The 14642-nt window shown below is 52.4% G+C and carries 17 protein-coding genes; 14 read left to right on the top strand and 3 right to left on the bottom strand.

Going from position 1 to position 14642, the window contains the following annotated elements:
- The first annotated feature begins 11 nt into the window (after window positions 1-11).
- The 3 genes from lptE to nadD are packed head-to-tail and all read left to right on the top strand — an operon-like array spanning window position 12 to window position 2285.
- A complete protein-coding gene (gene lptE, locus OGX89_RS19140; protein ID WP_063940708.1) occupies window positions 12-611 on the top strand; it encodes an LPS assembly lipoprotein LptE in 600 nt (199 codons plus the stop codon).
- Complete coding sequence (holA, locus tag OGX89_RS19135; protein WP_126955857.1) at window positions 611-1642, top strand: DNA polymerase III subunit delta; 1032 nt, start codon at window positions 611-613, stop codon at window positions 1640-1642. The genes lptE and holA overlap by 1 nt, the downstream gene beginning before the upstream one ends.
- A 1-nt stretch (window position 1643) precedes the next feature.
- Entirely contained in the window at window positions 1644-2285 is a 642-nt protein-coding gene (nadD, locus tag OGX89_RS19130; RefSeq protein WP_122973951.1) for a nicotinate-nucleotide adenylyltransferase, read from the top strand.
- Here nadD and cobD read toward each other — a convergent pair.
- Window positions 2260-3354, bottom strand: coding sequence for a threonine-phosphate decarboxylase CobD (cobD, locus tag OGX89_RS19125; RefSeq protein ID WP_126955858.1), 1095 nt, complete (start codon window positions 3352-3354; stop codon window positions 2260-2262). The genes nadD and cobD overlap by 26 nt on opposite strands.
- Window positions 3355-3450: 96 nt before the next feature.
- On the opposite strand from cobD, the gene OGX89_RS19120 reads away from it, so the two are divergent.
- The 10 genes from OGX89_RS19120 (at window position 3451) to lipA (ending at window position 12924) form a co-directional block, all read left to right on the top strand.
- Entirely contained in the window at window positions 3451-4062 is a 612-nt protein-coding gene (locus OGX89_RS19120; protein ID WP_063940710.1) for an adenosylcobalamin/alpha-ribazole phosphatase, read from the top strand.
- A 254-nt stretch (window positions 4063-4316) separates the two neighbouring features.
- Window positions 4317-4634, top strand: coding sequence for a ribosome silencing factor (rsfS, locus tag OGX89_RS19115; protein ID WP_003022728.1), 318 nt, complete (start codon window positions 4317-4319; stop codon window positions 4632-4634).
- 3 nt (window positions 4635-4637) lie between these two features.
- On the top strand, window positions 4638-5105 hold the full coding sequence (gene rlmH / locus OGX89_RS19110; protein WP_003022725.1) for a 23S rRNA (pseudouridine(1915)-N(3))-methyltransferase RlmH: 468 nt from the start codon (window positions 4638-4640) through the stop codon (window positions 5103-5105).
- Between the two features lie 30 nt (window positions 5106-5135).
- The gene (mrdA, locus tag OGX89_RS19105) at window positions 5136-7037 is read left to right on the top strand and encodes a peptidoglycan DD-transpeptidase MrdA (protein ID WP_003831292.1); all 1902 of its coding nucleotides are present in this window, start codon (window positions 5136-5138) and stop codon (window positions 7035-7037) included.
- 2 nt (window positions 7038-7039) lie between these two features.
- A complete protein-coding gene (gene mrdB / locus OGX89_RS19100) occupies window positions 7040-8152 on the top strand; it encodes a peptidoglycan glycosyltransferase MrdB (protein WP_003022718.1) in 1113 nt (370 codons plus the stop codon).
- A 10-nt stretch (window positions 8153-8162) separates the two neighbouring features.
- On the top strand, window positions 8163-9272 hold the full coding sequence (rlpA, locus tag OGX89_RS19095) for an endolytic peptidoglycan transglycosylase RlpA (RefSeq protein ID WP_032942683.1): 1110 nt from the start codon (window positions 8163-8165) through the stop codon (window positions 9270-9272).
- A gap of 142 nt (window positions 9273-9414) precedes the next feature.
- On the top strand, window positions 9415-10626 hold the full coding sequence (dacA, locus tag OGX89_RS19090) for a D-alanyl-D-alanine carboxypeptidase DacA (RefSeq protein ID WP_003022711.1): 1212 nt from the start codon (window positions 9415-9417) through the stop codon (window positions 10624-10626).
- Between the two features lie 106 nt (window positions 10627-10732).
- Complete coding sequence (ybeD, locus tag OGX89_RS19085; RefSeq protein ID WP_003022706.1) at window positions 10733-10996, top strand: DUF493 family protein YbeD; 264 nt, start codon at window positions 10733-10735, stop codon at window positions 10994-10996.
- 114 nt (window positions 10997-11110) lie between these two features.
- Window positions 11111-11752 carry a lipoyl(octanoyl) transferase LipB gene (gene lipB, locus OGX89_RS19080; RefSeq protein ID WP_003831286.1) on the top strand — a complete coding sequence of 214 codons (642 nt, stop codon included), beginning with the start codon at window positions 11111-11113 and terminating at the stop codon, window positions 11750-11752.
- A gap of 206 nt (window positions 11753-11958) precedes the next feature.
- The gene (gene lipA / locus OGX89_RS19075; protein WP_003022702.1) at window positions 11959-12924 is read left to right on the top strand and encodes a lipoyl synthase; all 966 of its coding nucleotides are present in this window, start codon (window positions 11959-11961) and stop codon (window positions 12922-12924) included.
- A gap of 98 nt (window positions 12925-13022) precedes the next feature.
- On the opposite strand, the gene tatE is transcribed toward lipA, so the two are convergent.
- Together tatE and OGX89_RS19065 are read right to left on the bottom strand one after the other, a co-directional pair.
- Window positions 13023-13226 (bottom strand): twin-arginine translocase subunit TatE, encoded by a 204-nt coding sequence (gene tatE, locus OGX89_RS19070; RefSeq protein WP_003022699.1) that lies wholly within the window; start codon window positions 13224-13226, stop codon window positions 13023-13025.
- Window positions 13227-13354: 128 nt separating this feature from the next.
- Window positions 13355-14143, bottom strand: coding sequence for a deaminated glutathione amidase (locus OGX89_RS19065; RefSeq protein ID WP_126955860.1), 789 nt, complete (start codon window positions 14141-14143; stop codon window positions 13355-13357).
- 90 nt (window positions 14144-14233) lie between these two features.
- Here OGX89_RS19065 and crcB point away from each other — a divergent pair, with 90 nt between their 5' ends.
- The gene (gene crcB / locus OGX89_RS19060) at window positions 14234-14617 is read left to right on the top strand and encodes a fluoride efflux transporter CrcB (protein ID WP_003831281.1); all 384 of its coding nucleotides are present in this window, start codon (window positions 14234-14236) and stop codon (window positions 14615-14617) included.
- Window positions 14618-14642: the final 25 nt, after the last annotated feature.

Genomic DNA, 14642 nt, shown 5'->3' with positions numbered 1-14642 from the left:
CGGGAGGAAGCGTGCGACTTCTGACAACATTGTTGTTATCTCTGGCGGTGCTTGTCACCGCCGGATGTGGATGGCATCTGCGTAATACTACGCAGGTCCCACCCTCAATGAAAACCATGATTCTGGACTCTGGGGATCCAAACGGCCCATTAAGCCGCGCGGTTCGTAATCAGCTGCGTCTGAACGGCGTTACGCTGCTAGAGGACGGCTCAATGCGTAAAGATGTGACGTCCTTACGTCTGGGCGCGGTCAGCATATCGCAAGATACGGCGTCGGTATTCCAGAACGGTCAAACGGCTGAATACCAGATGGTGATGTTCGTGAGTGCATCCGTGCTGATCCCAGGTCATGATATTTATCCAATCAGCGCCAAAGTTTATCGTTCGTTCTTTGACAACCCACAGGCTGCACTGGCGAAAGATAACGAGCAGGACATGATCATCAAAGAGATGTATGACAAAGCGGCTGAACAGTTAATTCGTAAGCTGCCAAGCGTACATCTTGCCGATACTCTGTCATCCAATGCTGATGATGATGCTAAGCCAGCGGCGACAAAAGCCGCAGAGCCTGCGTCGTCTCCGGCGCGTGTTTCCACCACGCTGGGTAACTGATGCTCAAGTTGTACCCTGAACAACTCCGCGCACAGCTCAATGAAGGGCTGCGCGCGGCGTATTTGCTCTTAGGTAACGATCCTCTCTTATTGCAGGAAAGCCAGGACGCTATCCGTCAGGCAGCAGCAACGCAAGGATTCGAAGAACACCACGCTTTCACCCTGGACAATAGCACCGACTGGGGAGAGATTTTTTCACTCTGCCAGGCGATGAGCCTGTTTGCCAGCCGTCAAACCCTACTTTTGCAGTTGCCTGAAAATGGCCCCAATGCCGCCATTAACGAACAGCTCGCTTCACTCGTCACACTGCTACATGACGACCTGCTGCTGATTGTTCGCGGCAACAAACTGACTAAAGCGCAGGAAAACGCCGCATGGTATACCGGACTTGCCAATAATGCGGTGCAGGTAAGCTGCCAGACGCCGGAGCAAGCACAGCTTCCTCGTTGGGTCGCTGCCAGGGCGAAGCTTAACAATCTACAACTGGATGACGCAGCCAATCAGCTGTTGTGCTATTGCTATGAAGGTAATCTGTTAGCGCTGGCGCAAGCGCTGGAACGGCTAGCGTTGCTTTGGCCTGATGGCAAACTAACGCTGCCTCGCGTGGAGAAAGCCGTTAACGATGCCGCGCACTTTACCCCGTTCCATTGGGTGGATGCGCTGCTGATGGGCAAAAGCAAACGCGCGCTGCACATTCTGCAACAGTTACGTCTGGAAGGCAGTGAGCCGGTTATTTTGCTACGTACGATACAGCGTGAATTACTGCTGTTGGTCAACTTAAAACGGCAGTCAGCCCATACGCCTTTGCGCACGTTGTTTGATAAACACCGGGTGTGGCAAAATCGCCGGGGTATGATGGGAGACGCGCTAAACCGGCTGAGTCCTTCGCAGTTGCGTCAGGCGGTAACGTTGTTAACGCGTACGGAAATTACGCTTAAACAAGACTATGGTCAGTCAGTGTGGGCGGAACTTGAGGGGCTTTCCCTTTTGCTCTGCCATAAATCGCTGGCCGATGTTTTTATTGATGGTTGATATGAAATCATTGCAGGCTCTGTTCGGTGGCACCTTTGATCCGGTGCATTATGGTCATCTTAAACCGGTTGAAATTCTGGCGAATCTGATTGGCCTTTCCCGGGTCATTATCATGCCCAATAACGTGCCGCCGCATCGTGCGCAACCCGAAGCGTCCGGCGAACAACGTCAGCGCATGGTTGAACTGGCCATTGCCGATAAGCCGCTGTTCTCCCTTGATGAACGCGAACTGAAACGCGATACCGCCTCCTACACCGCGCAAACGCTCAAAGAGTGGCGCGAGGAGCAAGGACCGGAAGTACCGTTAGCGTTTATTATTGGCCAGGACTCACTGCTTACCTTTCCGTCCTGGCATGACTACGACACGATTCTGGGTAACACCCACCTCATTGTCTGCCGACGTCCGGGCTATCCGCTCGAAATGGCGCAGGAAAAGCACCAGCAGTGGCTGGAGGATCATCTGACCCATTCGCCAGATGACCTGCACAACTTGCCTTGCGGGAAAATTTATCTGGCTGAAACGCCGTGGTTTAACATCTCCGCCACGCTCATCCGTGAGCGTCTGGAAAAAGGCGAGCCGTGCGACGACCTGATGCCAGCTGCAGTGCTTGACTATATCAATCAGCAAGGGTTGTACCGCTAAGCACCTTGTGTAAAGCCGCCAACAGGCGGTTATTCTCTTCCTGGCTGCGAACGGCTACCCGATAATAGCGCGCATCCAGCCCCGGATAATTAGCACAACTGCGAATCAAGACATGTTGCTCCAGCATTGCGCGTTGCAGATCAATATCCGCCCGCTCGGAGCGCAATAAGCGATAATTTGCCCTGCCAGGATACACCGTCAGGCCGGGCAGTTCTTTCAACTGCCGATCAAACCTTGCACCCTCTTGCTCCAGCCACTTCCACGTTGCCTGCTGATATGCGCTGTCGTGTAAAATAATCTCGCCTGCCAGTGCAGCAAATGCGTTAATTGACCACGGCATTTGTCGACGGCGCATCTGTGCAACAGCCTGTTCATTACTGTTGACCAGATACCCCAACCGGAGCCCCGGTATCGCATAGAACTTGGTGAGAGAGCGCAGCACCCAAATATGCGGGTTATCACGAAGCAGCGGAATAAACCCCGGCTCCCCGGCAATAAAATCGATAAACGCTTCATCAAGGATCAGATTGATCCCAAGCAACTCACAACGCGCGGCTATTTCGCGCAGCAGGCGATTATCTGGCAGCAAGCCAGTGGGATTGTTGGGCGTACAGAGAAGCAGGCAGTCCAGCTCTGAGGTTAACGCATCGATGATTGCATCAGTAAGCTGCCAACCATCGTCTTCGCGTAGCGCAAACTCATGGATCGTACAGTCTTCCCATTGCAGCGCCCGACGATATTCAGCAAACCCGGGCGTCACGATCATCGCATGGCGTGGTTTAAGACCTTGCACCAAAGTGAAAATCGACTCAGTCTCGCCGTTTCCGGCAAGTATCCATGAGGCAGGAATCTGATGATGCTCCGCCAGCGCCGCATGCAGTTTAGCGTAATCAACATCCGGGTAATGCTCCGCGCAGTCCAGATTGTCGACGATCGCGCGTTTTAAACTTGCCGGCATACCCAGCGGATTAATATTCGCGCTAAAATCCAACAATTGCTCAGGCGAGATGCCCAACAGTTCGGCGGCTTCTCGGGTATTGCCACCATGCGCGCTCTTCAATAAAGACATCGTGCCGCTCCACGCAAAAAAAGGTATTTTAGTGAAAAATCTCTGCGCAATCAGGGCAAACATCATGTTTTGTGCGAATAACCTCAAGAGGAAAAAATGAGACTCTGGTTAGTACGTCATGGAGAAACTGAAGCCAATGTCGCTGGTTTATACAGCGGCCACGCCCCCACACCGCTAACGGGACGGGGTATCGCTCAGGCGCAAACACTGGGTACGCTGTTACGCCATGTGCCTGTCGACAACGTTCTGTGCAGCGAGTTGGAACGTGCCCGCCATACAACGCAGTTGATCTTAGGCGATCGCGAGGTTCCTGTGCGCAACATGCCTGAGCTCAATGAGATGTTTTTTGGTGACTGGGAAATGCGCCATCATCGCGATCTGGCGCGAGAAGACGCCGAAAACTACGCCGTGTGGTGTAACGACTGGCAGAATGCGACGCCAACCAATGGTGAAGGTTTTCAGGCGTTTTCCCAGCGCGTGGAACGCTTTATTGCTCAGCTCGCTGATTACAAAACGAGCCAAAACCTGCTGGTGGTGAGTCATCAGGGTGTTCTGAGCGTGTTGATCGCCCGTCTGCTGTCCATGCCGGCTGCAGCAATGTGGCATTTTCGCGTCGAACAAGGTTGCTGGAGCGCAATTGATTTTTGCGATGATTTTGCGGTTCTTAAAGTGCTCAACAGCCGGGCAGTATGGCACGACGGGGAGTGAACGCACTGTTTTTTCTGCCGAAGGGCTTCTCTCCCATTGACACCCCATGACAGGCTGTTATTCTCCGCAACCTGACTTTTCCCGCCCTTCAGAGCTTTGCAGAAATTGTTTTACAAAAATGGCGATGCATTCTGCGGCGTGGGGTGGGATGATAGCGCACTTCAAAAGCGCTTTCGGAGACATTTGTCCCGATATCGCCTCTGGTTCAGGTATACTAACAGACGTTTTTAACTCTTTTCACCCAGGGGGAACACTTGCAGGGTAAAGCACTTCAGGATTTTGTAATCGACAAAATTGATGACCTGAAAGGTCAAGACATCATCGCCTTAGACGTTCAGGGCAAATCCAGCATCACTGATTGCATGATTATCTGCACCGGCACGTCCAGCCGCCATGTAATGTCTATCGCAGACCACGTTGTTCAGGAGTCCCGCACAGCTGGCCTGCTGCCGCTCGGCGTAGAAGGCGAGAACGTTGCAGACTGGATCGTCGTTGACCTCGGTGATGTGATTGTCCACGTGATGCAGGAAGAAAGCCGTCGCCTGTATGAACTGGAAAAACTCTGGAGTTAATGCGTGAAGCTGCAACTTGTCGCTGTGGGTACGAAAATGCCTGACTGGGTGCAAACCGGGTTTACGGAGTATCTCCGTCGGTTTCCGAAAGATATGCCCTTTGAGCTGATCGAAATCCCGGCAGGAAAACGCGGCAAGAACGCGGATATTAAACGCATTCTCGACAAAGAGGGTGAGCAGATGCTGGCTGCCGCAGGCAAAAATCGCATCGTCACCCTTGATATCCCTGGTAAACCCTGGGACACGCCGCAACTGGCGACTGAACTGGAACGCTGGAAACTGGACGGTCGTGACGTCAGTCTGTTGATTGGCGGGCCGGAAGGTCTCTCTCCTGCCTGTAAGGCGGCAGCGGAACAAAGCTGGTCACTCTCTGCGTTAACCCTTCCTCACCCTCTTGTTCGGGTTCTGGTTGCGGAGAGTCTGTACAGGGCGTGGAGCATCACCACCAACCATCCTTATCACCGTGAGTGATCATTGATTCTTGAGTAGATTAAGCAGCGGATGAAACTACAGAATTCTTTTCGCGACTATTCGGCTGAGTCCGCGCTGTTTGTGCGCCGGGCGCTGGTCGCTTTTTTGGGGATTTTGCTGCTCACCGGCGTGCTGATCGCCAACCTTTATAATCTGCAAATCGTTCGCTTTACTGATTACCAGACCCGCTCGAACGAAAACCGCATCAAACTGGTGCCTATCGCCCCCAGTCGCGGCATCATTTATGACCGTAACGGAATTCCGCTCGCCCTTAACCGCACCATTTATCAGATAGAAATGATGCCGGAAAAGGTCGACAACGTTCAGGATACCCTCGACGCGCTGCGTAACGTCGTAGACCTGACGGACGACGACATTGCCGCCTTTAAAAAAGAGCGCGCCCGTTCACACCGCTTCACCTCCATTCCGGTAAAAACTAACCTGAGTGAAGTGCAGGTGGCACGGTTCGCCGTTAATCAATATCGCTTTCCCGGCGTCGAAGTTAAAGGCTATAAACGCCGCTATTACCCCTACGGCTCTGCGCTGACCCACGTCATTGGCTACGTATCGAAGATCAACGATAAAGACGTGGACCGCCTGGACAAAGACGGCAAGCTGGCCAACTACGCGGCAACGCACGACATCGGTAAGCTGGGTATTGAACGCTATTATGAAGACGTACTTCACGGCCAGACCGGTTATGAAGAAGTTGAAGTGAACAACCGTGGCCGCGTCATTCGCCAGTTGAAAGAAGTGGCGCCGCAGGCCGGGCACGATATCTACCTCACCCTTGACCTGAAACTCCAGCAGTACATTGAAACGCTGCTGGCGGGCAGTCGTGCCGCGGTGGTAGTCACCGACCCGCGTACCGGTGGCGTTCTCGCACTGGTGTCCATGCCGAGCTACGACCCGAACCTGTTTGTCGATGGTATCTCGAGTAAAGATTACTCCGGGTTGCTCAATGACCCGAATACCCCATTGGTTAACCGCGCGACTCAGGGTGTCTACCCTCCTGCTTCGACGGTTAAACCTTACGTCGCGGTTTCTGCATTAAGTGCGGGCGTCATCACCCGCAATACTGGTCTGTTCGATCCGGGTTGGTGGCAATTACCGGGCTCTGAAAAACGTTACCGCGACTGGAAAAAATGGGGGCACGGCCATCTGAACATCACCCGTTCTCTGGAAGAGTCGGCGGATACGTTTTTCTATCAAATTGCCTATGATATGGGGATAGACCGCCTTTCAGAATGGATGAGCAAGTTTGGCTACGGCCAATATACGGGTATCGATCTTGCCGAAGAGCGCGCCGGAAACATGCCAACCCGCGAGTGGAAGCAAAAACGGTTTAAAAAGCCATGGTACCAGGGTGATACCATTCCGGTCGGCATCGGTCAGGGTTACTGGACGGCAACCCCTATCCAGATGAGTAAAGCGCTGATGATCCTTATCAACGACGGTTTGGTAAAAGTCCCGCATCTGCTGATGAGCACAGCAGAAAACGGCAAGCAAGTGCCGTGGATACAGCCACACGAACCACCTGTTGGTGACATTCATTCCGGTTATTGGGAAATCGCAAAAGACGGCATGTACGGTGTAGCCAACCGTCCTAACGGTACTGCACACAAATATTTCGCTGGCGCACCTTACAAAATTGCGGCGAAATCCGGTACTGCACAGGTCTTTGGCCTGAAAGCCAATGAAACCTATAACGCACATAAGATCGCCGAGCGCTTACGTGACCACAAGTTGATGACGGCCTTCGCACCCTATGATAAGCCCCAGGTTGCTGTCGCCATAATCCTTGAAAACGGTGGCGCGGGCCCGGCTGTGGGTACCATTATGCGCCAGATCCTTGACCACATTATGTTGGGCGACAATAACACCAATCTGCCTGCAGAAAACCCCGCGGTTGCAGCAGCGGAGGACCAATAATCGTGACGGATAATCCGAACAAAAAAACATTCTGGGACAAAATCCACATCGATCCCACGATGTTGCTTATTTTGCTGGCGCTGCTGGTTTACAGCTCGCTGGTCATCTGGAGCGCCAGCGGCCAGGATATTGGCATGATGGAGCGCAAGGTCGGTCAGATCGCGATGGGCCTGGTCATCATGGTGGTGATGGCGCAAATCCCGCCCAGGGTTTATGAGGGCTGGGCGCCCTATCTCTACATCTTTTGCATCATTCTGTTGGTGGCGGTAGATGCCTTCGGCGCTATCTCCAAAGGTGCGCAGCGCTGGCTGGATTTGGGGATTGTGCGTTTTCAGCCCTCCGAAATCGCCAAGATTGCCGTGCCGCTGATGGTCGCGCGCTTCATCAACCGTGATGTTTGCCCGCCATCGCTAAAAAATACCGCCATTGCGTTAGTGCTGATATTTATGCCCACCCTGCTGGTGGCCGCCCAGCCAGACCTCGGAACTTCAATTCTGGTCGCCCTTTCCGGTCTGTTTGTTCTGTTCCTTTCTGGTTTGAGCTGGCGTTTAATCGGTGTTGCAGTGGTCCTGGTTGCGGCGTTTATCCCGATACTGTGGTTCTTCCTGATGCATGATTATCAACGTCAGCGCGTCATGATGTTACTCGATCCGGAAACTGATCCGCTGGGTGCGGGTTATCACATCATTCAGTCTAAAATTGCTATTGGCTCCGGCGGTCTACGTGGTAAGGGCTGGCTACACGGTACGCAGTCGCAGCTTGAGTTTTTACCCGAACGTCATACAGATTTTATCTTCGCGGTATTAGCGGAAGAACTGGGTCTGGTAGGGATCTTAATTCTGTTGGCGCTGTACATTTTGCTGATTATGCGCGGATTATGGATCGCTGCCCACGCGCAAACCACCTTTGGTCGCGTTATGGCGGGTGGTTTAATGTTGATATTATTCGTTTATGTCTTCGTAAATATTGGTATGGTGAGCGGTATTCTGCCCGTGGTTGGCGTTCCTCTCCCACTGGTCAGTTACGGAGGCTCGGCACTTATCGTGCTGATGGCTGGGTTCGGGATTGTTATGTCGATCCATACCCATAGAAAAATGTTGTCGAAAAGCGTGTAAGGGGTACGCAATGCGTAAGCAGTGGCTTGGTATCTGCATCGCAGCAGGAATGCTCGCGGCGTGTTCGAGTGATGATGGTCAGCAACAGGGTGCTGTCGCGCCGCAGCCTGCGGTGTGTAATGGTCCGATTGTTGAAATCAGCGGGGCCGATCCGCGCTTTGAACCCCTGAACCCAACGGCGAATCAGGACTATCAGCGTGATGGTAAGAGCTACAAAATCGTCCAGGACCCTTCCCGCTTTAGCCAGGCAGGGCTTGCCGCTATCTATGATGCGGAACCCGGAAGCAACTTAACCGCGTCTGGTGAAGCGTTCGACCCGATGCAGTTAACCGCTGCGCATCCGACGCTGCCAGTCCCAAGCTATGCCAGAATAACTAACCTGGCAAATGGCAGGATGATTGTCGTGCGCATTAACGATCGCGGCCCTTATGGCAACGATCGCGTGATTTCACTTTCACGTGCAGCAGCCGACCGTCTGAATACCTCCAACAATACCAAAGTGCGTATCGACCCGATCATCGTCGCCCAGGATGGTTCCTTGTCCGGGCCGGGAATGGCTTGTACCACGGTAGCGAAACAAACCTATGCCCTGCCCGCGCGTCCTGACTTAAGCGGCGGTGGCAATATGGGCAGCATGCCTGCGCCATCGGATGCGGGTCAGCCGCAAGGCGATATTCGTCCGATCAGCAATTCCACGTTGAAAAGCGATGATACAACCGGTGCGCCAGTGAACAGCAGTGGATTCCTCGGTGCGCCGACCACGCTCGCTGCTGGCGTGCTGGAAGGTAGCGAGCCGACTCCGGCTCCGCAACCGACCACCACCGCACCGGTAACACCAACCGCACCAGCAGCAACACCAGCCGCCGTCGCTGCACCTGCGCCAGCGGCAGTAGCCAACGGACGCTACGTGGTTCAGGTTGGCGCAGTCAGCGAGCAGTCGCGTGCGCAGCAGTATCAAAAACGTTTAAGCCAGCAATTTGGCGTCCCAGGTCGGGTGGTACAAAACGGCGCAGTCTGGCGTATCCAGATGGGGCCGTTCGCCAGCAAAGCTGAAGCCTCCACATTGCAGCAGCGTCTTCAAGCCGAGGCGCAATTACAGTCCTTCATCACCGGCGTGTAATAACGTAAATCAGGTATCTGAACTGTCAGTTTCTGTAAATGACATTAACAAAGTCACGCGGAAAGTCAGATGCCTGCCCGTTTTGCATTTGCTATAGTAGGGCACTTTTTTTAATTTCATCACGGACGTCGTAGTTCAGACCATGAAGACCACTTTTTCCGCTCGTTTCGTGCAGCGTATGGCGCTCACCGCGGCTCTCTGCGCAGCTTCTCTCTCTGCTGCCCATGCCGATGACCTGAATATTAAAACCATGATCCCGGGTGTTCCGCAGATCGATGCGGAGTCATATATCCTGATTGATTACAATTCAGGCAAAGTTCTGGCAGAACAGAACGCTGACACTCGCCGCGATCCCGCCAGTCTGACCAAAATGATGACCAGCTACGTCATCGGCCAGGCGATGAAAGCCGGGAAATTCAAAGAAACTGATCTGGTCACCGTCGGCAATGACGCCTGGGCTACAGGTAACCCGGTCTTTAAAGGTTCATCATTGATGTTCCTGAAACCTGGCATGCAGGTTCCTGTTTCTCAGCTTATCCGTGGTATCAACCTGCAATCCGGGAATGACGCGTGCGTGGCAATGGCGGACTTCGCAGCCGGTAGCCAGGATGCTTTCGTCGGTCTGATGAACAGCTATGTGAACGCGCTGGGCCTGAAAAACACCCACTTCCAGACCGTTCATGGTCTCGATGCTGACGGTCAGTACAGCTCGGCTCGCGACATGGCGATGATTGGTCAGGCGCTGATTCGCGACGTGCCTAACGAATACTCTATCTATAAAGAAAAAGAGTTCACCTTTAACGGCATCCGTCAGTTAAACCGTAACGGCCTGCTGTGGGATAACAGCCTGAATGTCGACGGTATCAAAACCGGTCATACCGACAAGGCTGGCTATAACCTCGTTGCATCCGCAACCGAAGGTCAGATGCGTCTGATCTCCGCCGTCATGGGTGGCCGCACCTATAAAGGTCGTGAAACCGAAAGTAAAAAACTGCTGACCTGGGGCTTCCGTTTCTTTGAAACCGTGAACCCACTGAAAGTCGGTAAAGAGTTTGCTTCAGAGCCCGCCTGGTTTGGTAATACCGATCGTGCATCGTTAGGCGTAGATAAAGATGTCTACCTGACTATTCCGCGCGGCCGCATGAAAGATCTGAAAGCAAGCTATGTGCTGAACACCACGGAACTGCACGCACCGCTGCAGAAAAACCAGGTTGTCGGCACCATCAACTTCCAGCTGGATGGCAAAACTATTGAGCAGCGCCCGCTGGTAGTCCTGCAGGAAATCCCTGAAGGCAACTTCTTTGGGAAAATCATTGATTACATTAAATTAATGTTCCATCACTGGTTTGGCTAAAAATCGAACACTTGAAAGTGTGATTTACGTCCCCATATACTAGGTATCCAGATAACTCCCACGCGCTGTGGGAGTTATTATTTATTGATGTAACGCCGGAGCTGACATGAAAACCAAACTTAACGAACTGCTTGAATTCCCTACTCCATTTACTTACAAAGTAATGGGGCAGGCGTTGCCTGAGCTGGTTGATCAGGTGGTTGAAGTGGTACAGCGCCATGCGCCAGGTGATTACTCTCCGACGGTAAAACCGAGCAGCAAAGGCAACTACCACTCGGTCTCAATCACTATTACTGCTACACATATTGAGCAGGTTGAAACGCTGTACGAAGAATTAGGCAATATCGATATCGTACGCATGGTACTGTAAAAACCTGTTGGTTACCCGCTGCATCCCCGCTCGGGTAACCCCTCCCCCCTGTGATATACTTTTCCCCCTCTTTTATATTCTCTACTCTATGTGAGTATCTACGGAGATGCCGTTTTGTATCAGGATAAAATTCTTGTCCGCCAGCTCGGTCTTCAACCTTACGAGCCAGTTTCTCTGGCCATGCACGAATTCACCGATACCCGCGATGAAAACAGTTATGACGAAATCTGGCTGGTAGAGCATTATCCTGTTTTTACCCAGGGTCAGGCAGGTAAAGCAGAGCACGTACTGATGCCGGGAGATATTCCGGTGATCCAGAGCGATCGTGGCGGTCAGGTGACTTATCACGGGCCGGGCCAGCAAGTCATGTATGTGCTGTTGAACCTGAAGCGTCGTAAACTTGGCGTTCGCGAACTGGTTACGCTGCTGGAGCAAACCGTTGTGAATACCCTTGCGGAAATCGGTATTGACGCCCACCCGCGAGCCGATGCGCCTGGCGTATACGTTGGAGAGAAGAAAATCTGCTCTTTGGGGTTACGTATTCGTAAAGGTTGTTCATTTCACGGTTTAGCGCTCAATGTGGATATGGACTTGTCGCCTTTCCTGCGTATCAATCCTTGTGGTTATGCCGGAATGGAAATGGCGAAGGTATCGCAGTGGGATAGCACTGCCACGACCGAGAGCATTCGCCCAAGGCTGCTGGCCAACATTCTGGCGCTGTTGGGTAACCCACCGCACGAGTACATTGCGGACTGAAAATACGCGCATACTTTGCCACGGCATATGTTGTGGCAAATGGCACAAAACAACAACTATTTTACATTTTGCCAGCCTGTCAGGCTGCTTTCTGGCCCGTTTCAATGATATACTGCGTATCACTAATTCAAAAATAGTTGATAAATGCAACATTCCCTTGAATTGAAACGCTTTCCTTCGTAATTCGCAACTGGAACACGCAAGCTATGAGTAAACCCATTGTGATGGAACGCGGTGTTAAATACCGCGATGCCGATAAGATGGCTCTTATCCCGGTAAAAAATGTGGCAACAGAGCGTGAAGCCCTGCTGCGTAAACCGGAATGGATGAAAATAAAACTGCCAGCGGACTCCACTCGCATCCAGGGCATCAAAGCGGCAATGCGCAAAAATGGCCTGCACTCTGTCTGCGAAGAAGCTTCCTGCCCTAACCTGGCTGAATGTTTCAATCACGGAACTGCAACCTTTATGATCCTCGGCGCAATCTGTACCCGCCGTTGCCCATTCTGTGACGTTGCCCATGGCCGTCCGGTTGCTCCTGATGCTAACGAGCCGTTAAAACTTGCTCAGACGATTGCTGACATGGCGCTGCGCTATGTCGTCATTACCTCCGTTGACCGCGACGATCTGCGTGACGGCGGCGCTCAGCACTTTGCTGACTGCATCACCGCTATTCGTGAGAAAAGCCCGTCGATTAAAATCGAAACGCTGGTGCCTGACTTCCGTGGTCGTATGGATCGCGCGTTGGATATCCTCACCGCCACGCCGCCGGATGTGTTTAACCACAACCTCGAAAACGTACCGCGCATTTATCGCAATGTACGCCCTGGGGCTGACTACAACTGGTCACTGAAGCTTCTGGAACGTTTCAAGGAAGCGCACCCGGAGATTCCAACCAAATCAGGTCTGATGGTCGGTCTGGGCGAAACCAATGCGGAAATCATTGAAGTCATGCGTGACCTGCGCAGCCATGGTGTCACCATGCTGACATTGGGACAGTATTTACAGCCAAGCCGCCATCACCTGCCGGTTCAACGCTATGTGAGCCCGGATGAGTTCGATGAGATGAAAGCCGAAGCTATGGCCATGGGCTTTACCCATGCAGCCTGCGGTCCATTCGTTCGCTCTTCATACCATGCTGACATGCAGGCCAAAGGGCTGGAAGTGAAGTGATCGTGTAATACTCACTTACATTTCGGCAATAAAAAAACCGGCAAATTGCCGGTTTTTTTTCATGCAGAGTATGCAGTATGAGCATCATGCTCCTGACATTACTCTTTATGAGAAAGCTTCTCAGCCTGAACGCTACCATCAGCATCTTTCTTAGCATCGGCATTATCGTCGTTCATTGCTTTCTTGAAGCCCTTGATTGCCGTTCCCAGGTCTCCACCCAGTGTACGTAACTTCTTGGTACCAAACAGCAGAACAACCAGTGCGGCAACCACCAGCAGTTTGGTAATACTAATCTCACCCATAGATACCTTCTTGACTTAAACCAGGCTGCATAAAGCGCCATATTAACCTGAGAATATTAACGGCCTTTCGACGCGCGCACACAATAGCAATCTGTAACAAGGTGAATCAAGCCTTGTTTAAAAAAACGTCATAATAATTGCGGTGGCGCAAAGCGTCGGTTACTTAACACCGGGAGTTGTGCCCTAACCTGCCTCACCCGCTCGGCGGAAACCTCGGCCATAATTAGCGTGGGCGTTTCTGCCGCAGCAGCAATGGTCACACCAAAGGGGTCGATGACCCTGCTTTGGCCGATATTCTTGTTACCGCACTCTCCCGCCGCAATCAAGTAACACGTCGCATCTAACGCTCTTGCCGCCAAAAGCGTAGCCCAGTGATGTTCTTTAAGCGATCCCCGAACCCAGGCTGCGGGTAAGACAAGAATTTCCGCTCCCTGCAATGCGTGCGCCAGCGCCAGCTCAGGAAAGCGCAGATCATAACAGGTCATTAACCCTACTTTTAACCCGTCTACGTCCAGCAGCGGCGCTATGGCGTCCCCTGCATCCACATTACGTGACTCCTGAATCGAAAAGGCATCATAGAGATGTAATTTAGCGTAATGGGCCACGACCTGACCTGCCCGTAGCGCCACCAGCATGTTAAACGCCCGGCCTGGCACAGAAGGAACATGAATTGTCAGGATTGTCGTCATCTCGTTTTGCGCGCTTTCTCGCAGCAAGCGCGTCAAAAATCCGCCCTCCAGCAGTTGAGCTGATTTCACTGACAGGTCTGGGTCCAGATCGTCACGGGCCAGAAGCGCCTCCGGTAATACCAGCAGCGACGCCCCCTCTCCTGCAGCCTGTGACATCAATAAGACGCAGGTTTCTGCATTTTTTTCCCATGAAGGTCCCACGGCAAATTGCCCTGCTGCAACGAACATATTCCCTCCAGAAAACGTTGTTAGGCTCGCCAACCACGATTATTCAGCGTTACACTCATCCTATATACAATCAAATAGCAGGATTATGCAGTGTTACAACTCCTTTTAGCGGTTTTTATCGGTGGTGGTACAGGTAGTGTAGCAAGATGGATGTTGAGCATGAGGTTTAACCCGCTCCATCAGGCCATCCCATTCGGTACGCTGGCTGCAAACTTACTTGGCGCATTTATCATTGGTATGGGTCTGGCGTGGTTTAATCGCATGACTAACATTGATCCAATGTGGAAGGTACTGATTACCACTGGTTTTTGCGGGGGACTAACAACGTTCTCCACTTTCTCAGCTGAGGTGGTGTTTTTGCTACAGGAAGGACGCTTTGGTTGGGCTATGGTGAATGTACTGGTTAATCTGTTGGGATCATTTGCGATGACCGCCCTGGCATTCTGGCTGGTTTCAGCCTCTCCCGCGCACTGAAGCGAAAAAAAACCCGCAATTAAGC

It is taken from the genome of Citrobacter sp. Cpo103, assembly GCF_030332605.1.
Classification (GTDB): Bacteria; Pseudomonadota; Gammaproteobacteria; order Enterobacterales; family Enterobacteriaceae; genus Citrobacter; species Citrobacter portucalensis.
The sequence above is the reverse complement of the archived record's forward strand: the minus strand, read 5'-3'. Positions and strand labels throughout refer to the sequence as shown.